15 protein-coding genes and 1 pseudogene are annotated in these 19687 nt (G+C 42.5%); 1 reads left to right on the forward strand and 15 read right to left on the reverse strand.

Annotated elements, in window-relative coordinates:
- Nucleotides 1–92: 92 nt before the first annotated feature.
- Nucleotides 93–527: pseudogene (locus BM299_RS04725) on the forward strand (IS3 family transposase); the annotation flags it as partial.
- 1447 nt (nt 528–1974) lie between these two features.
- On the opposite strand, the gene BM299_RS04740 reads toward BM299_RS04725, so the two are convergent.
- The 15 genes from BM299_RS04740 to BM299_RS04810 form a co-directional block, all read right to left on the reverse strand.
- Entirely contained in the window at nt 1975–3186 is a 1212-nt protein-coding gene (locus tag BM299_RS04740; RefSeq protein ID WP_092482321.1) for an MFS transporter, read from the reverse strand.
- Nucleotides 3187–3399: 213 nt separating this feature from the next.
- The gene (locus tag BM299_RS04745) at nt 3400–5265 is read right to left on the reverse strand and encodes an aldehyde ferredoxin oxidoreductase family protein (RefSeq protein WP_092482322.1); all 1866 of its coding nucleotides are present in this window, start codon (nt 5263–5265) and stop codon (nt 3400–3402) included.
- 229 nt (nt 5266–5494) lie between these two features.
- Nucleotides 5495–5719 (reverse strand): UxaA family hydrolase, encoded by a 225-nt coding sequence (locus tag BM299_RS04750; RefSeq protein WP_165608184.1) that lies wholly within the window; start codon nt 5717–5719, stop codon nt 5495–5497.
- Nucleotides 5700–5981 carry a UxaA family hydrolase gene (locus BM299_RS20405; protein WP_092482324.1) on the reverse strand — a complete coding sequence of 94 codons (282 nt, stop codon included), beginning with the start codon at nt 5979–5981 and terminating at the stop codon, nt 5700–5702. Before BM299_RS20405 ends, BM299_RS04750 begins: the two co-directional genes overlap by 20 nt.
- Nucleotides 5982–6169: 188 nt before the next feature.
- Nucleotides 6170–7162, reverse strand: a complete 993-nt coding sequence (locus BM299_RS04760) for a hydroxyacid dehydrogenase (RefSeq protein WP_092482325.1) — start codon at nt 7160–7162, stop codon at nt 6170–6172.
- Nucleotides 7163–7428: 266 nt separating this feature from the next.
- Entirely contained in the window at nt 7429–8577 is a 1149-nt protein-coding gene (locus BM299_RS04765; protein ID WP_092482326.1) for a glycerol dehydrogenase, read from the reverse strand.
- Between the two features lie 67 nt (nt 8578–8644).
- Entirely contained in the window at nt 8645–9550 is a 906-nt protein-coding gene (locus BM299_RS04770) for a glycyl-radical enzyme activating protein (RefSeq protein WP_092482327.1), read from the reverse strand.
- Nucleotides 9551–9657: 107 nt separating this feature from the next.
- Nucleotides 9658–12018 (reverse strand): glycyl radical protein, encoded by a 2361-nt coding sequence (locus BM299_RS04775; RefSeq protein ID WP_092482328.1) that lies wholly within the window; start codon nt 12016–12018, stop codon nt 9658–9660.
- Between the two features lie 56 nt (nt 12019–12074).
- Nucleotides 12075–13343: a TRAP transporter large permease gene (locus BM299_RS04780; RefSeq protein WP_245779650.1), complete on the reverse strand. Its 1269-nt coding sequence runs from the start codon at nt 13341–13343 to the stop codon at nt 12075–12077.
- A gap of 17 nt (nt 13344–13360) precedes the next feature.
- Entirely contained in the window at nt 13361–13855 is a 495-nt protein-coding gene (locus BM299_RS04785) for a TRAP transporter small permease (protein WP_092482330.1), read from the reverse strand.
- 140 nt (nt 13856–13995) lie between these two features.
- The gene (locus tag BM299_RS04790; protein WP_092482331.1) at nt 13996–15033 is read right to left on the reverse strand and encodes a TRAP transporter substrate-binding protein; all 1038 of its coding nucleotides are present in this window, start codon (nt 15031–15033) and stop codon (nt 13996–13998) included.
- Nucleotides 15034–15359: 326 nt separating this feature from the next.
- A complete protein-coding gene (locus BM299_RS04795) occupies nt 15360–16619 on the reverse strand; it encodes a nickel pincer cofactor-dependent isomerase, group 22 (RefSeq protein WP_092482332.1) in 1260 nt (419 codons plus the stop codon).
- 59 nt (nt 16620–16678) lie between these two features.
- Nucleotides 16679–18286 (reverse strand): FAD-dependent oxidoreductase, encoded by a 1608-nt coding sequence (locus BM299_RS04800; protein WP_092482333.1) that lies wholly within the window; start codon nt 18284–18286, stop codon nt 16679–16681.
- Between the two features lie 21 nt (nt 18287–18307).
- Nucleotides 18308–18838, reverse strand: a complete 531-nt coding sequence (locus BM299_RS04805; RefSeq protein ID WP_165608186.1) for a 2-oxoacid:acceptor oxidoreductase family protein — start codon at nt 18836–18838, stop codon at nt 18308–18310.
- A gap of 16 nt (nt 18839–18854) precedes the next feature.
- Nucleotides 18855–19673, reverse strand: coding sequence for a thiamine pyrophosphate-dependent enzyme (locus tag BM299_RS04810; RefSeq protein ID WP_245779651.1), 819 nt, complete (start codon nt 19671–19673; stop codon nt 18855–18857).
- Between the last annotated feature and the right edge of the window lie 14 nt (nt 19674–19687).

The raw sequence follows: 19687 nt of genomic DNA on the forward strand, positions 1-19687 counted from the left end.
GCCGTATACATGGAAACATGTACGTACGGTTCGGGGGAGAATGCACCAAAACCTACTCAAGTAATTGAGTAAGGCGTGGTGCATTTATCCCACTCAGGCTCACCCGGGGGTGGATGTACTTGGTAGCCGTGATAGACTGGTATTCCCGTTATGTAGTTAGTTGGGCTATGGATCAGACTTTGGAGATCGATTTTGTTTTAAAAGCTGTTAAGCAAGCATTGATGCAATCCACGCCGGTCATCTTAAATAGCGACCAAGGAAGTCAATTTACCAGCCCTCAGTACATCCAGTTGCTCCAAGATGCCGGAATTAAAATTAGCATGGATGGTAAGGGTAGGGCCATTGATAATATTTTCACCGAGCGTCTCTGGCGGAGCCTGAAGTATGAGGAGGTGTACCTGAACGAATATACAAGTCCACGGCAAGCTCGCCAAAGGGTGGGTGATTACCTCGATTTTTATAACCACCGGCGCCCGCACCAGTCCCTGGATTACCGGACGCCGGCGGAGGTCTATCAGTTTCAATGAGGTTTTGGCCGCCCTTTACATGGAGCCTCTCGGCCTGTGTTTCCGGGAGGCCGGCGGGGAGGCCGCGCTGTGCTTGGGCCTCCCGCCCAAACAGGCTAACACAGGCCGCACTCCATGTAAAGGGCTTCGCAAGCGGCCAAAACCTTGGGTCGGCACTAATGGCTAAATTGTTAATATGTGGCAAATATGAAACTTGAATATTATAATTCCTCTTGATATATTGCCGTAATTAACTAATTAAAAACACTTGTTTGTATCTTGAATTTTAAAAAAATATGTCTTGACAATGGGGTCCACCTTGGTTTGGAATTTAAATTGGCCTTTCACCTTGGTGAAGTCATAAATGATATATACATGCCTTTGTTTTTTGCCAAGAGGATTGTTCCAGCTTAAAAATATTGATGAAGGTACAATCAATAAATATTTGCTATCGGCACCAAAAGTGCGGAAGAGCCACTTTTTTCTTGACATTCGCAAATTAAACCGAATTTCCAGGCGATTTTGGTTTTTTCTTGCAGTATTTTGCTGGTTAAGGTAATTATTGGTTGTTACTTTCCAGATTGAAGTTTAATTCTATAATCATTATTATAATAGGAGTTATGCAGTTAGTGCAAATTAATCCCAAAATACACAACTCAAAAAATATAAAGATGGCATTTTTGTCATTACTTTGGCAAATATGGGTTATACAAATGAAGGAATTATGCAAACCAGCCTTCGAGAAGAAGGATCACGGTCGAGGGGCCGGGATACCGGTACTCAAAACAATCTAGGATTTGTTCGATCTGCCCCTCTTGTTCTCCCAAACCGGAATCCGTAAGCACTCTGGTATTCCCGCATGGCTTCTGGCTTTTACCTACATATGCGGATTGGTTGATAATGCAAGTTCTGCGATCCAAAATGCAAAGTTTTCATCGGATGCTCCGTTTTTACAGCAGTTGCTTTCGGGCCGTATGATTTCACAAAGCACCTTCAGCCGGTTTCTGTCAAAACCTTAAGAACCTATGCCAAGCAGTGGAGAATAGAAGTTTTTTACCGGTCAGTCAAGCAGAATCTTGGTTTAACATCCTGCTATGCTCGGTCTGAAGTAGCTTATTTCGCACATGTGGAACTCTTGTTTACGGCGAAGACCCTTCTTTGCTATGCTACCTGGGAGTGCAATAAAGAAGGCGCTGAACAAGCTCTCTCCCTCTGCGAAGTTATTTGGTACTTTTTAACGCCGGTTGTCGGATCCGCTGTTGCAACCAGCTAATCCAAGTGTATTTTGACATGACAACCTAGCGCATTACAAGTCTGATCGATAAATTGTGGCCAACTTCTTTGGACTTTAAGTTATGGAATTAGGAGTATTATCCTGAAACTGCATAACTACTGTTTTTTACTTAAGTACGTGCCGAGGAGGAACCAATACGCAATATGGGTTTTAGTACCTTTCGAATCTCCACTATTAATTTATCGTCCTGCTCTCCTGGTTGCGGGCCAGTTCTTTTTGACCCGGCAGGAAGAGGGCCAGCAGTAAACCGATCACCGGGAAAATTATCATCACTTGAAATGCTGCCGGGAGTCCCCATTGATCAGCCACCCAGCCTAATAAAGTAGTTCCCACCCCGCCCATACCGACGGCGAAACCTAACATTAACCCTGAAGCCAGGCCCACATTATTGGGCAGGAGTTCCTGTCCGAAAACCACTGTTACGGCAAAGGTGGAGACTATGAGAAATCCGGCCAGGGCCACTATTACGGTTGTCCAGATGCCGCCAATCCTTACAAATAAAAACAATAAAGGCAACAGCATGGCCGTGGATCCGATGATTACATTTTTGAAGCCCCAGCGGTCCGCGGCCGGACCCCCTACTATGGTCCCAAAAGCGCCGGCAAAAAGAAATACCGAGGTGAGAGTAGCGGCATATACCTCGCTTCGCTGCAGGTAATGAACAAAATATTGCGGTAAAAAGGTGACCATTCCGAAGTGCACCCAGGAACGCATGGTTACCACCAGTACCAGCAGTATCACCGGTACAATTACTTTCCCAATATTCAAATTACCTGTTCTAGCGGAAGATTGTTCTCTATTTCCGGGGGCCGACCCTGAAATACCCGGCTGGGTACCCATGATGTTAGAAAGGTAGATCCAGAGCAACAGGGCCATGGCCCCGTTTAACCCCAAAAAACCTATGGACCCTCTTAAACCCGCCAAACCAAATAAAAAGCTGGCCAACACGGGGCCTGCCGCAAAGCCGATATTGCCGCCAACTGAAAACAGGGCCATTCCGGAAGCTTTTCGTGACCCGCTAGCAAAACGGGCGAATTTCGAGCCTTCGGGGTGGTAGGCGGCCACGCCCAGCCCGCTGACCAGTGCCGCTATTAATAAAATCATATAGTTGGGACTGTAACCGGTGAAAGCCATACCCAATCCGGCCAGTAAACAGCCCAGGGGGACCAGCCAGGCGGCCCGAAACCGGTCGCTAAAAATGCCGAAAATTGGCTGGATAACGGAAGAACTTAAGTTAAAAGCCAGCATCACAATGCCCACTTGCAGCTGGCTGAGTACAAAAGCGGGCTGTAAAAAAGTCAGCATCATAGGGATTGCTCCCTGGGTAATGTCGGTAATGGCATGACCCGTGCTCAACAAAGCGAGCACTTTTTTGTTCATTTTCATGTTATATAGACCTTTCTTGTTTTAGGATATGGAATTAACATTTTAAGAAGCGTTTTCCCCGGCAAAAGGTTTCCCATTGAGAACACAAAATTCTTTTTTCTCCTCGAATAAAAAACATGCTAAATAAGTTCAATGAGATGCTTATTCGAGCCTTCGCTAATGGTCGCGTTCCGGTTGCTTTATAAGAGCGGAATAATTTTTGTTTTTGCAAGCTCATCCTCTTCTCCAACCAATATACTTCTCAGCCCAACCTATCCCCAAATCCATTAATTTACCCTGGGTGGGAACCCCGTCTTCATCCCATCCCATAATTCTGTAATAATTGGCCCGGGCTTGTTCTAACTCTTCTTTGGAGAATTTGACTCCTTTCAAGGGCCCCTCCGCAAAAGAATGTTCAAACCACCGGCTCTTGATCATATCATCGTTTTTGGTGAACCCTTCCCTGATGTTAAAAACACGGCAAAGGGTGGCCGCCCTTTCTCCAACCTTTAATAGTTCCCAGAGACTGGTTGTCCACCCGGTAACCGCTTCCACCATTTGAACCACTTGCCTGTAACTCCACGGCACGAACATACAGCATAAGGTGCAGTTGCCAAGGTGGATCCAGTTTCCAAAATAGGCTAACAGCCTCATTTTTTCTTCCCCAATATTCTGCAGCGGGATGGGGTTTAACAACCCCAAGGGTTTGATCATATCGGCAGTCACATTAAAATACGTATCGTGGATATTGTGGCAATGGTCCGCCCCGGTGGGGGATACCATATAACCGACCCCCAGCCCCTGTTTGAGCCTCGGTTCGTGCATCGGGATTTCCTGGCCCTTGATATGCATGGCAAATTCGGCGGAATTACGGCCAATTATCTCCGATGCCCTTTTCACACCTTCACTTAATATTTTTCCAAAGTCACGCCGGTGGGCTATTTGCTCAATCATCTCCAACATCGCTTCGGCATTGCCAAACTTAAGTTCAATTCCTCCGGTATCTTCCCCGGTTAATATCCCCTTTTCATAACATTCCATGGCAAAAGCAATGGAAACTCCTGTGGAAATGGTATCGAGTCCATAACTATTGCATAATTCATTTCCTTTGGCCACAGCGGCTAAATTATCAATTCCCAGCAGAGAACCAAGTGAAGCAATGCTTTCATACTCCGGCCCTCCATAAACCGGATCAACGTTATATGGTTCTAAAACCTTTACTACGCGTTTACAGCGTACAGGACAAGAATAGCAGGATTCACTTTTTACGTAAATGGTATCCCTGATTGTCTCGCCGGATATTTGTTGAGCGCCATCAAAAGTGCCGCTGGTAAAATTACGTGTCGGCAAAGCACCGAGTTCATTAAGCATGGTTACAAAACAAGCCGTGCCTAAATCGTGCAAGTGGGAGACTTTATTAACATTTTGGCCCATCCACTGAGCAAGTTCTTTTACGGTTTCAGGGTCGGCCAGCGCTGTCTTTTGGGTGCCGCGCACGGCGACAGCCTTCAAGTTCTTTGAACCCATCACTGCCCCCATTCCGGTTCGACCGGCAAAATGGGTAAGATCATGGGCAATATTCGCGTAACGGACTAAATTTTCTCCCGCTATACCTATTTGAGCTATTCTTATTTTATTGTCCCCGAGCTCTTCCTTGATCATATCCTGCGCTGCTGCGGTCTTTTTCCCCCAAATGTGCCCGGCGTCCCGAATTTCCGCCTGGCCGTTCTTAATCCATAAATAGACGGGGGAGTCCGATTTTCCTTCAATAATCACGGCGTCAAAACCCGCCTTGTTTAATTCGGCACCCCAGAAGCCGCCGGCCTCGCTATCCCCGTAGGCTCCCGTCAACGGGGACTTGGCACCTACACTGCTTCGCCCCGTCCCCGGCAGGGGCGCCCCGGTAAGAGGTCCGCCGGCAAAAATTAATTTGTTTTCCGGTCCCAAGGGATCTATTCCCAGAGCCAATTCCTTTAATAAGTAATGTATAATGAGGCCCCTTCCGCCAAAATACTGTCGATAAAAATTTTCACCGGGCCGTTCAAGCGCTGTGGTTTTAGTTGATAAATTAACCCGCAAAATATTTCCCGTGATACTCATCAGCAATATACCCCCTTATAAACATGGTCCCTCTAAATATAGCTCAAGCGGATTATTTATTTTGATCGTTTACGTCTTGGTTAAGAACCCGAAGCAATGTCGAGCACCTTGACCAACAATTTCTCCGGCCCGCTTCACGTCCTCGGCAAGGGCACCATAAAACCGCAGCGGAATCATCAAGAGAACAAAAACAATTAGGGTTAAAAACGGTCCGTTTTGGATGAGCGCACTAAACCAGGTGGACTGATCGGCTCCGCTGTACAACATAATGCCCGTCCACAAAAAAAATAGACCGTATCTTACGTACCAATTTACCCTGCCCCGCGCCCGGACCAGTCGGCGGCATTCCCAACGACGGGTTGGCGGCCAGACCCGAAGTAGTATTAGAAGCGCCGCATTCCAATCCAAGAATTATTTGATCCACCGGGTAAAAATCAGGCTTTGTTTCCGCCACCTGTTTCATCAAATTGTTTACTATGGTTACCTTTTGATATTGTTGCCGAAATTCCCCCGGGCTCCTGAATGATGATCTTTCCCGTTGGTTTTACGGAAGCGGCTATTTGATCCGCCAGCAGTTCCGGCTTTAATGTTTTACCCCCCAATCCCACAACTAAAACAGAGCCTACATTAGGCTTGCGTCCCAATCCGGCCAAGGTGCGGAAAGTTTGATCCAGATTTTTTCTATCTGACCGCAGCCATATTGATTGGCTAAATATACGGCTCCGGGAACATGGCGAGCTATCATTTCCGACACATCAGGGCACATCCTAAACCGGAAGTAAATAACACATGATTGCGGACGCCGACCCTGCCGTCCGGTCGCACCCCATTTTTACCACCCTTAATATTTTTTCTTTTGCTCTTTACAATCTCATGTTGGTCAGAGCTTAAATAGAAAATCATCTCATATCTTCCAAATTCGGGGATTAACCAGATATTTTGGTCGCTCCCCGCGTAAAACGGACACCACACCCTCCGCCACGTCCCGGGCCATGCGCACTAGCGCCCCGTCGGTCATGGCCGCGATATGCGGCGTCACGACAACATTATCCAGCGTAAATAAGGGATGGTTCTTGCCGGGTGGCTCCTGCGCAAAAACGTCCACTGCGGCCCCGGCAATAGACTTTTCCTTTAGCGCCTGGTAAAGATCATCTTCATTTACTACGCCACCCCGGGCCGAATTAATCAGAAACGCGGTCGGTTTCATCAGGTCCAACTGTTTTTTCCCGATCAGACCTCTGGTCCCCGGAGTAAGCGGCACGTGTACGGAAATAAAATCCGCTTTTTCAAACACCTCTTCTAGAGATCCACAGGGTTCCACCCCGGCCTGTTGGATAACGTCAGGCGCCAGGTACGCATCGTAACCGCAAACCTGCATATCAAAACCCTTGGTGCAAATCTCAGCAATACGGCGAGCTATTTTCCCCACACCAACCAGTCCGAGCGTTTTGCCGTACAGCTCCTGAGTTGTGTAACCCAGTTTGGTAACCAAGCCGGGCAGGGAACCGGGCCGGTCGAACTCGCCCGTTCGCAGAGCATTGTCTACTTCTTTTAAACGCTTGCACAGGTAAAGCATGGTGGCCAGAACGTGTTCGGCCACCGATAACACGTTGGCATCCGGCGTATTGACCACCGCCACGCCATACTGGTCGGCTGCTTTCAGGTCAATATTGTCCAAACCCATACCATGTCTGCCAATTACTTTTAGCTTTTTCCCCGCTTCTATGATTGCAGATGTCACTTTACTGCTGCGCACGATCAATGCATCAGCATCAGCAATAGCCTTGATAACCGTTTCTTCTCCCGGGTCGGCGGCAATCTCCAGTTCCGCGGCCTCCCGGATAATGTTCATCCCTTCTTCATGAATGGCCTCTGTTAATAACACCTTTTTGGTCATTTATGTACACCTCTTTATAATTTTGGCAACCAATTACAGTTAATTACTTATTGTCATAACTCTACCACTGCCGCGAAATACTTACTGCATTTGCGACCAATTTTTCATTACTTCCCTAAAACACTTATGCTTGCGCCCTTTTACCGGCGCCAGCCGTCCTGTTCATACAGGTAAAGAAAGGTATTATCGAATCTTTATTCTGTACCATGGCCAAACTCAAGTTCACTCCCATAATGAGCCCAGGATAAAAAAATGCAATAGTTACTTTAACAGAATTTTATAGAGTCACAACCTATACGATCAGCTAAGATAATGGCATCACTTATCTGGACAGGTTCAATATCAAAAAACATGTTGGATGCTGTTCCTTGCTCCCAAGCGATATTAGCCAACTTGTTAATCTCAGTTCGATCATTATAATCCATACCTAATTGACTAAGCGTACAAGGTAAACCTACGTCTTTAAAAAAACCAACTATTTGTTTAATTTCTTTTTTAGACCGGCCTTCTAATAGCATTTGTACTAATGTACCAAATGCCACTACTTCTCCATGGAGGCCATCCTTTTTGCCAAGGCTCCTGTATCCGTGGTAAATACTATGAGCCACAGCGAGCCCACCGCTCTCAAAACCGATACCACTTAATAACAAATTAGCTTCCACACATCTTTCAAAAGCAAAACCCCATACTCCGTTTTCTGCAGATAATTTAGCTATGCCCCCGTATTCCAGGAGAGTTTCTCGAGCCATCTTAGCACATTGAATGGCTAATAAAGACGGACGTCCACCGGATATCGTCTTGGCTTCCGACTTGTAACAGGCCTCCGCTTCATAGCTAACTCCTATAGCCCCCCCCATTCCAGACACGAAAAAGCGTATTGGTGATTTAGCTATAACCTCGGTATCTACCAAGACGATATCAGGATTACGATTGAAAAATTCGTAATGGCTAAATTCTCCTTTATCAGTATATATTACGGAAAGTGCACTCGTAGGAGCATCAGTTGAAGCTACTGTGGGTATTATTACAACTGGTTTATCCAAGTATTGTGCTACTACTTTGGCTGTATCAATGACTTTCCCACCACCAACTCCTATTACCGCTTTAACCTTGTTTTTCCGCCCTAAGCTAACTAAACACTCAATTTCTCGCTGCGTGCATTCTTTTGTAAAAAATTCCTTAATCCATCCTATTCCAGAATCTTTAAAAGATCTTGTAAGAGTAGTTTCAACAGCAGCCCATGCTCTTTTTCCACTGCAGATTAAAAATTCATCTCCTAAGCCTCCCAAAAAATCAGCTGCCCATTTTAAGCTTCCAGGCCCCTGAATGTATTTACCAGGAAAAGCTGCTACAGACGGTAGATTAGAATACTTTATTCTATTACTTTTTAAAGTTTGATCATTATGGTCTTTCATAAATATTCCTCCGCCTTTTTATTCCTTTATTTTACATTAAAATTTTTTTCATAATTTCATAAAATAATTACCATACTACCTTACAAGCCACTCCCATTCTTCGAAACCATCTTTCTAATTCCTGCATTCTCTCTCGTGAAGGAGGGGATAGATGAGAAAGAGGAAAGATAAGACCAAAAAGTTTATATTTGCTCGCACCTAGACGATGATAAGGAAGAATCTCCAATCTTAAAAATGACTTATTCTTTATGAATTCCCCTAAACTAACAAGATTTAATGGTTCATCGTTGTAGCCAGGTATCAACGGAAATCTAATTACCACATTAGAATTTAATTTAATTAAATTCTTTAGATTTTCCAATATTAGTTTGTTATCTTGACCTGTTAGGTCTTTATGTTTAATAGAATCCATGTGTTTTATATCATACAAAAACCAATCTACTTGATTAGCCAGTTCCTTAAGCAAAGACCAAGGGCCATAACCACTTGTATCCAAAGCAACATTTATGTTTTTTTCTTTAAGACTCTTTATCAATTCAATCAAAAAATCCCCTTGCATAAGAGGCTCTCCTCCGGAAATGGTAACTCCTCCGCCGGAAGTTTCGTAAAATGGTCTCTCTCTTTCAACTTCTTCTAAAATTTGTTCTACTCCCATGTACGTGCCCACCTTTTTTAATGCCTTTGAATAACAGGCTTGTAGACACTGTTCACATAAATTGCATTTTTCTTTGCAAAAATCCACACTGCCTTTTTCATTTAAAAACAATGCTTTCAAGGAACATACTTTTAGACATTCTTTACATTCCGGAGGGCACAAAAAGGGATCAAAGGTAAGTTCAGGAAAAAACTTCTGAGTATCAGGATTTGCACACCAAAGACAACGTAGTGGGCAACCCTTAAAAAAAATAGTGCTTCTAATGCCAGGGCCATCTTGAATGCTATAGTGTTGAATACTGTGAATAAGTCCCTTCATAGCTATAATTTCGTACTCACTCCTCGTAAGATAATAATTACCAAAGTAAATTTTATCCAGAAGTGGACACAACCTGTATATCTATATCCACAACTCACTACTTGGAGCTATATCTCAAGTTCGCTGCGGGCTATAATTTCATCTTGCATTTCCTTGCTTAACTGGGTGAATAAAGCCACATAAGCAGCTACCCGTACCATTAGGTCGGGATACTTTTCCGGGTACTTTTGTGCTTCCCGCAGCAATTCAACATTAACTACATTTACTTGGATGTGAAACCCACCAAGTTCCATAAAAGTACGAACATAGCTAGCTAGCTTTATAATTTTTTCCTCGCCTTTTAAGGTAGACACTGGAAACTTGACATTAAGAAGTGTACCATTAGCCACCTGCACATGATCTAGTTTTGCTACTGAGCGAGCTACTGCTGTTGGCCCTCTCCTAATACGGCCTTGAGCAGGTGAACAAGCATCTGAAAGTGGGTCATTACATTTCCGTCCGTCGGCTGTTACTACCCCTTGACCAAATGGGACATGGGCTGATATAGAGAATAACCCCGGGATAAACTTTCCACCCCGACGGTTTTGGTAACGAAATACTTCTTCACAGTAATGCTGAGATATAAGACGGGCCAGGCTGTCTACCTGGTCGTTATCATTACCATACTTGGGAGAATCATTTAAAAGAAGCAACCTAATATTTTCTTTGCCTACAAAGTTACTCTTAACTGCATTAAGAAGTTCGGAAGGTTTTAAACGCTTGTGTTCAAAAATATGGCTATTAATAGCCGCTAAAGAGTCTGCCGCAGTAGCTAATCCAATACCCTGAATACCCGTAAAATTATAACACGCGCCACCCGAATTTAATTCCTGCCCTTTTTCTAAACAATCATCAATTAAAACACTTTCAAAGGGAAGGGGGAGAACCTTACGATGGGCATCTTCCACGACATGTAAAGCTGTTACTAAAAGGCGAACAGCTGAAGCAACCTGCGTACGATAAGCATATAAAAAATCATCAAATGTACCAAAACTTTCAAAATTACCTGTAGGTGGCCCTAGCCTCTGACCAGATTTCATATCTATTCCATCGTTCATTGCTAATTCAACACATTTGCCAAAATTGATCAAGCCAGCATTGTGCCACCCCCATGTTTTACCAGGGACAGAACTTTCTACACAACCGACAAAAGCATAATTACGCGCATCCTGCAACGGTATACCAAGGCTTAATAAAATATCAAGACCGATATGAGCATTAAATATTTTCGGTTTCATTGTATGCGGAATAAGAGAACATGCCTTAGCAAGAAAGTCGTTACTCATTTCTTTAGTGTACAAGACACCAATATCGGGTTGGGGTAGCTTAACTCTCTCCTCAACCTCTAGGATTAGTTCAGAAAGCTCATTTGTGGCATCCCTACCCTCAGGTGTAAAACCACCTACTTGCGGAGCCTGCGTGATAGGAAAACCTCCATAATAGGATGCAGCCGTATTATTATATAGCTTAATAATTTCATTACACTTAATCCAGAAGGATTCTAATAGGGAAAGAACCTTTTCCTTATCCATAACCCCCTTTTCTATATCAGTTTTGTAATAGGGGTATAGGTACTGGTCCATTCTTCCAAGAGTTACAGCTAAGCCATTTTGGTTAATATAACAAATTAGATGTATAAACCATAAAGATTGCAAAGCTTCATGAAAAGTTTGAGCAGGTTCAGCGGGTACTCTTTTACATACTCGAACAATTTCCTCCAAGGCCGCTTTCCTCTTTGTAGAACATGATGACATCTGGCTCTCAGCCAAATCAGCATAGCGCTTTGCAAAATAGATAACGGCTTCACATGATATTTTTACAGCTTTGTAAAATACATATTGGTCAAATTCCTCTGGGTTAGTTAGGTCAAGTTTTTTTTGTTTTTCATCAATCTCAGCCAAAATATTGCGTAGACCCTTACGCAAGACCTTTTCATAGTTCGGCAAGTAGTGTCCAATTCCGCCCGTTAGCATGTTTTCAAAAGCAATAAGCTTAGCTTCTCTGGCGGCTTTTACTTCCTCTGGCATTGCTGCAAGAGCCACATCTTCAACTGCTTTGCCCCTCCAATAAGGAAGAAGGTCAGACAGAATTTTTTTGTCTTCTTTACATACATTAAAGCGATCACCGTCACGCCTATTGAAATCATCAAGTTGTTCGAGTACCCATTGCCAGGAAAATTCTGGATAAATTGGGGCTGAAAAGGGTTCAGGCCCAAGCCCTCCCACAATTAGTTCATAGTCTTTAATATATATAGTCATTTTACTAAGAATTTTTTTAAGCATTAAAGCTCTACGCATTATAGTTGGAAGACCTTCGCTCTCCTTGTGGACTTCAGTAACTAAAACAACGCGCTCCGTGGTTAGTTTTGGCTGGCGCAACTTTTTCAAACAAGCTTCACGAAATCTCTTTCTTTCAACATCAATAGACATTATAACAATACCTCCTTTAAAATAATTAGTTTAGAAAAATAGATGTTCTTATTTTATTATCTAAATATATTAGCCATATATAAAACAGTCCCGGGGAAATAAGTAACTATTAATAAAACAACAATGGACACTGCCACAAAAGGTAATACTGCCTTAACTAATCTTTCAAAAGTTGTATTAGCTATCTTACAAGCTATAAATAAGCAGACTCCTACAGGTGGCGTAGTAAGTCCAATTATTAGGTTTAACACCATTATTACTCCAAGATGTATTGGATCGATTCCTGCCGCATTAGCTATAGGAAGAAAGATTGGAGTTAAAATAAGAATACTGGCAATAGTTTCCATAAACATTCCAACAAAAAGTAATATTATATTTATTAAAAGTAAAATAACGTATTTATTAGAAGAAATACTAAGTATTAATTCACTCATCATTTGCGGGATTTGCTCATAAGTTAAAACCCACCCAAACAAAGCACCTGTGCTTACTATCATTAAGGCTGCCGCTGTAGTAGTCGCTGTCTCAATCATAATGCGTGGCAAATCTTTTAATTTTAGCTCTTTATATACAAAAAAACCAATTATAAAAGCATAAATAACAGCAATGGCACCAGCTTCGGTTGGTGTAAATATTCCAGATAGAATTCCACCTAAGATAATTATAGGAGCAATTAAAGCAGCTATTGCATCAAAAAAACTTTTAAAAATATTTTTAAAAGATATACGGGCTTCTAATTTAGGATAGTTCCTTTTAACAGCATAATAATAACAAAGTCCCATCTGGCTCAACCCTAATAATATTCCTGGTATTAATCCTCCTAAGAAAAGTGCCCCAATTGATTGTCCGGCAACTATTCCGTATATTACCATTACTATGCTCGGTGGTATTATCGGCCCCACACAAGAGGAAGCCGCGGTAACTGCAGCAGAAAAATCTTTATCATATCCATCTTTTTTCATCGCCGGAATAAGAACACTTCCAATAGCCGAAGTATCCGCGGTTGCTGACCCGGAAATTCCTGCAAACAGCATACTTGCCATTACATTAACAAGAGCAAACCCTCCCCTTATATAACCAACGATCATTCTACAAAAATTAACAATCCGAGTCGTGAGGCCCCCTGCATTCATAATACCGCCAGTTAGAACAAAAAACGGAATGGCCATTAATACAAACGAATCAAGGCCCACAAACATTCTTTGAGGAATCATAAGTGAAGAAGCATCAGAAATAGATATATACGAAAAAGAAGTAAGACCAAGTACAAATACTATTGGCACACCAATTATTAGTAAAAATATAAATATCCATATAACTATCAAAATAATCCTCCTTATGATTAAACTTCTTTCTCAAGAAACCAAGAACTTATAACAAAAAAGAACATCAAGATTACGCCCATGGGGATTGCTCCATATGCTAAACCCATTGGGATTCTTAAAGCAGGACTTAATTGATTTCTGCTAGTAACAAGATAGATAAGATCAAAACTATATACTATTACCACCACAAGAAAAACAACAATTAAAAATTTTCCCAATATCCTTAAAGGTCTCTGTACAACCTTAGGAACCGCATCAATAAATAAACTCACACCAACAAGTTCATTTCGACGGAGCGCAAGACTACCCCCAACAAAAGCAAAGTAAACACATAAATACCTTACCAATTCCTCTATCCAAAAAAAAGAGTAACTAAAAATATAACGACTGACTACCTGAATACCTACTAATAAAACTATTACCCCAAGAGTAAATATACACATTCCTTTTGCAAAATTTTGTACATATTTATCTATAATTTTTATTAATTTTGTTAACTTATTCCTGTCCATTAAAAATAGCTCCTTGATCAAAAATTAACAACTTACGCATAAAGTGAAGGAATATATTTTTAACATACTGTTTGTAATTTAAAAAGGTTATAGATTGGAGTGCAAGAGCACTCCAATCTCGTGTAATTTTCCTTTTTATTTTAATCAACTGTCTGAATTTTAGGAATAAGGTCCTTAACCCAATCCGGTTGTTCAGCAAGATATTTATCCCAAACGGGTTTTACACATTTAATAAAAGGTTCAAAATCTTCAGGTTTATTAAACTGGATACCTGCTTTTTTCATTTCCTCTATTCCAATATCTTCAAGTTTCAAGTATTCTTTATCTAATACTGAAACCACTTCTGGCATAACCTCGATGATTAGTTCCTGAATATCTTGAGGCAGTTTTTCCCAGTTATTTGCTGAATATAGCCATATAACACCGTTGGCAACAACGGGCATCCTGGTAATATATTTTGCATTCTCATATAACTTATCAGCATATATAGTTCCTATTGCATTTTCAGCACCATCTACAGTTCCCAGTTGAAGGGCCGTGTATAGTTCTGAATAGGCAATAGGTGTTGGATTTGCACCCATAGCTTTATAGCTATCCATATGAAGAGGTACTTCCATAAGACGAATCTTAAGACCCTTAAAATCTTCAGGTTTTTCTATAGGGCGAACATTATTAAAGGGTTCTCTAAAGATACTAGCGCCAAAATGCAATGTCTTAAAACCATACTTCATGTCAACCTTCTCTAAAAATTCTTTACCGATATCTCCATACATAACTTTCTGATAATGCTCTGACCCTTTAAAGAGAAAAGGTAGTGCAAAAGCATTAAGTTCTGGAATAAAACTTGCTCCTACTCCTAGCGTTAAGAGATTCATATCGATGGATCCCGCTTGCATACCTTCCGCTATATCTCGTTCCCCTCCAAGTTGCATAGCTGGGTATATTTTTACTTTTACTCTGCCATTACTTTTTTCCTCCATAAGCTCCTTGAATTTCAAAGAGGCATATTGATATGGATGCTCTATTGAACAAACATGAGCAAGTTTTATAATAATGGGTTCTTCTTGCGTAGCTTGTCCATCCTCTGTAGCCTTTGAAGACTGGCATCCAAAGAGAAATAAACTAGCGATAAGTAACGACATTAATAATATGATACATTTTGCCTTGTTCAACCTCATTTAAATTTCGCTCCCTTCTATGATTAATATAATTAAGTTTAAATTTAATGTAAGCTAATGTTTAAGCCTTAATCACCTCCTTCATATTTTCACTTACAGGCGGGAAGATCTTTAGCCAGGTTGCGGGCTGTACGGGAGTCTTAAGGCACACATTATTTTGAATTGTTCCTATAGTTGCATAATTGGGACAAAACCGGTTTTTAGAAACTCAGTATCAACAACAAATGAATCAGCTTTTTTATTTCGAACCTCCATTTCAAGAATTTTTATTCAGTTGTCACATCCAACATTGAAAATCCGCTTGCAAACCTGAATTTATCTTGGACTTACCACCAACCTTTCCTGATTAAATTCCCTTGGTTATCAAATTCCAGATTTACTTCATCCAGAATCTTAAAATCCTTATTTTTCGGCAAGTTATTTAATAATGCTTGGGATACCATTAACTTGGACAGCTGCATGGTATTATTAATAAACATGATTTTGATATCCCGGAGATTCTTCCCCTGGACGGCATTTAAACCAACCGTTATGGCGTCCAGGTCGTTTTCCATCACCAGCGGCATCTTTCCTCTGCTAAGGGAGCCTGCGGCAATTACATTGGCGTAGGTGGCCTGAAAATTAATTTTATCGGCAAAGCGGCGCGTAATCACGTCAGCAAGTCCCATACCTAAGGCGTTGCCGTGTGAAGCGTCGGACAAATCCAGGGCCACTATATTTTCCACGCGAGGCTTCTCCTCACTGGACGCAGGGCTGGTCACCCTGCCAATTACATTAACATCAATTCCACTGCCGCTGATATTTTTACCCATCTCATCAACTATTAGCAGATCGATATGTTCAGCAGGGAGAGATGGCATTAAATCCTTTGCCAGAACTAATAGCTCAGCATCTACTTCTTCCATTTTTTCTTTCCTAACTGCTGCAATTTTTGCAGTCTGTTTTAATGCATTTTCCACTATACCCAATCCGGCTTTTATCGGGGCCTTCTCTAGTGCAATGCGGGCAGCATAAACTATTTCAGGATATAAGCCAAAGGAATGTAATTCAGTACACCCTTTTTGTTTGCCAAGACCGATAGCTATCATTTTCATTAAGCCGCTTTCGATCCTTGCTTTAAATTTCGTATGAGGTTTTACCCTATTAATAACAAAGATCGCATCGGCATTAAATGCGTTTTTATCCATATAAACTGCGGCACCTTTTTCGGTCCGTCCTAGTTCTACTACTTCCGTATCAGATATTATGGGAGCGCCAACAGCTTCTTCATTTATACCTAAACTATCTAAAACTTCAGTTTGTCCTTCAGCAGTACCACCACCATGACTTCCCATGGCCGGCACAATAAAAGGCTTAGCGCCTAAATCTTTAAACTCTTTTACAACAACCTTCAAAATTTTAGCAATATTTTTAATGCCCCTGCTACCGGCAGTTATAGCTACTTTTTGATCCTTATGTATTAATTGGTCTATTTCAATTTTTTTCAGTTGTTGTACTACTTCTTCTTCTATATTTTTAACTACCGGCTGAGAAAAGCTTTGGTAAATTAAATATAACCCGGGAACGTCCATAAAGCTAATAATCATTCCCTTCTTAATTGAAAAATTATATTTTACCAGGTTTGGGTTAGCATATTTGCTTTAAGCTAAGTTGTCTGACAAATATTCTGCATACTAATAGCAAAATCAGGACATACGTAAAGGCATTTCAGGCAGCCAATGCAGTTTTCCGTTCTTGCGGCTACAGAGGGCTTGTAACCCTGAGGATTGAAGGTATCAGATATTTCAAACACATCCAAGGTGCATACTTCTTTACAGTACTGGCATCCCTTGCAGATCGTAAAGTTAACTTCAGTCTTAAATTCGCGGCGGTCACAGGCCAAACAGCGTTGGGCTTCGGCCATGGCCGCTTGTTTATCGTACCCGAGTTCTATCAAGTTGAAGCCGTTAAGGCGCTGGTCTACAGGTATATATTTTGCCTGTACACGCAATGTACCCCGGGGGCTTTCTTCTTGCATTTCACCTTGCTCTGCCTTTTCAGCCGGCAGGTCAATTATGCCAGAGCCACCTAAAAATTTATCTATGGAGGAGCTTACCTGTCTACCCTGAGCAATGGCTTCAATTATGGAAGACGGTCCGGTCACAGCATCGCCGGCGGCAAAAATACTTTGTCTGGAAGTTGCCAGGGTATTTCTGTCTACTTTTATAGTGCCGTTATCATTGGCTTCCAGGCTCAATGTTTGCGCATCCACTTTTTGCCCCACGGCCAGGATTACATTATTACATTCGATGATATACTCGCTTCCTTCAACCGGCACGGGAGCTGGCCTGCCACTGCTGTCTGTAGGGCCGAGAGTCATTTTAATACAGGTTATACTTTTTTCTGTTATCTTGACCGGAGCAGTTAAATATTCAATTCTTACGCCTTCTTCAAGCGCATCTGATATTTCTTCGGGGCCGGCCGGCATTTCGGCCCTGGTGCGGCGGTATACCATGGTGACTTCCGATCCGAGTCGTACCGCGGCCCGCGCAGCATCTACCGCTGTGTTTCCGCCACCCACTACAACTACTTTTTTGCCTATGGCCGGGTTATTTCCCGAGTTAACATCTTTTAAGAAGGAAATGCCGTTCAATACACGAGTGCTTTCTTCTCCTTCGATGCTCATTCTTGTTCCCTGCCAAGCACCCACAGTAAACAGCACAACGTCATAACCTTTATTAAACAACTCTTCCTGGCCGGTTATTTTGGTATTGTTGACTATTTCTACACCCTGACGGGTAATCAACGATATTTCCTTGTCCAGCACGTCATTAGGCAGCCTGTACTCGGGAATACCATACCGCATCATGCCGCCTGCTGCAGGCAAGGCCTCAAAAATTTTAACTTCGTGTCCATTCCGAGCCAGGTAATAAGCGGCTGTTAAGCCGCAGGGGCCGGCACCCACTATGGCGACTTTTTTCCCTGTTGCCGGTGCTTTAGCAATATCTGCTTCGTTCACCTGTCCGTATTCCTGTGCTGCCCGTTTGAGCAACCTGATAGCTACCGGTTCATCATATTGCACCCTGGCGCATTTTGATTCGCAGGGGTGTATGCAAGCATAACCGCAAACTGCGGGAAACGGTATTTTTTCGCGTATTACGGCTAATGCCTCTGTGAATTTTCCTGCTCTTATATACCTTATATAGCGGGGCACATCCACGCCCGCCGGACAAGCTGCTTTACATGAAGCGGTGGTAGATTTTCCGTTTTTCATGGCGGTCTCCTTTCTGGCTCACTAATTATTGTTCTTTACCAACTTAACACCGGTATTTAATGCTTTTATATTCATCTCAGCTACTTTCCCGGAAAATCTCCTTTTTAAAGCCTGGGCCAGGCTTTCTATTTGTACCATGTCAGTTTTTGTGACCATGGCGCCCAGGGCGATGATGTTGGCGGTACCCACATGCCCCAGTTTACTGGCAAGCTCGGTGAATGGATAACCATAAAGATTATCTCCCACACGGGTTTTCAAGAGGGTGGTATCATAAAACACCGGTATTTTGGATTCAATAGTGGCATACATTTCCATAGCCTGTTCCGTAAGGGCCAGTACTACATCCGGTTCCTGCACTTGTTGAAAAATTATTTCATTTCTACTGATAACGACTTCGGATTTGGAAAACCCACCCCTACTGGCTATACCATATGATTGAGTCTGAACCGCGTTCTGGCCTTCTATAATTGCTGCTTCAGCCAGTATAATGCCGCATGATACCAATCCCTGGCCACCTGAGCCAGCCATGATGATTTCGTATTTATCTTTCATTTGATTCACCTTCCCTTTAAGAACCCATTGCCCTAGCCCTGATTTCTTCATATCTGGTATTATAGTCAGGAGCATCCCGATCAACCAATTTGCCAATTATAAAGTATCCATCTTTTTGTGAATCAGTCAGTTGGGCATATTTTTCTTTAGTTACACCTTTTTCTTTAAGCCAGTTAAGCATTTTAACGGCTACTTTCATGTTGTTGTTGCGGCCAAAATGAGTGGGACATGGGCTTACTACCTCTACCAAGGAAAATCCTTTTTTGCTTAGGCCTTCTTTAATCAGGTTTTTCAGGTCCCAGCCGTGATATACTGTACCCCGAGCTACGTAATTGGCCCCAGCAGCTTCAGCCAGTGCACAGACATCCAGTTCTCTCTCGGGGTTGCCGTATACAGTTGTGCTTGTACGCCTGTCAGACGGGGTTGTGGCGGAAACCTGCCCGCCTGTCATACCATAATTGTAGTTGTTAACTATTATAGCGGTGAGGTCTATGTTTCTCCTCGCGGCATGAATAAAATGATTGCCGCCTATGGTTACGCCGTCGCCGTCACCCATTAAAACTACTACGTTTAATTTAGGGTTGTATGCTTTTACGCCGGTGGCAAAAGCTAACGCCCTTCCATGGGTAGTATGTAGGGCATTGGTTACCAGGTAATCATCGGCTTTCCCCCAACAGCCTATCCCTGTAACCACTACGGTATTTTCATTTGTAAAATCCAACTCTTCAAATGCGCGTAGCATGTTGCCCAGCGTTATCCCGTGACCACAGCCGGGACACCACATCAGCGGTAGGCAGCCATTCTTCAAGTATTTCAAGCCTGTTGCATGTGTCACGTTAACACCTCTTT

It is taken from the genome of Desulfoscipio geothermicus DSM 3669, from assembly GCF_900115975.1.
GTDB classification, from domain to species: Bacteria; Bacillota; Desulfotomaculia; order Desulfotomaculales; family Desulfallaceae; genus Desulfoscipio; species Desulfoscipio geothermicus.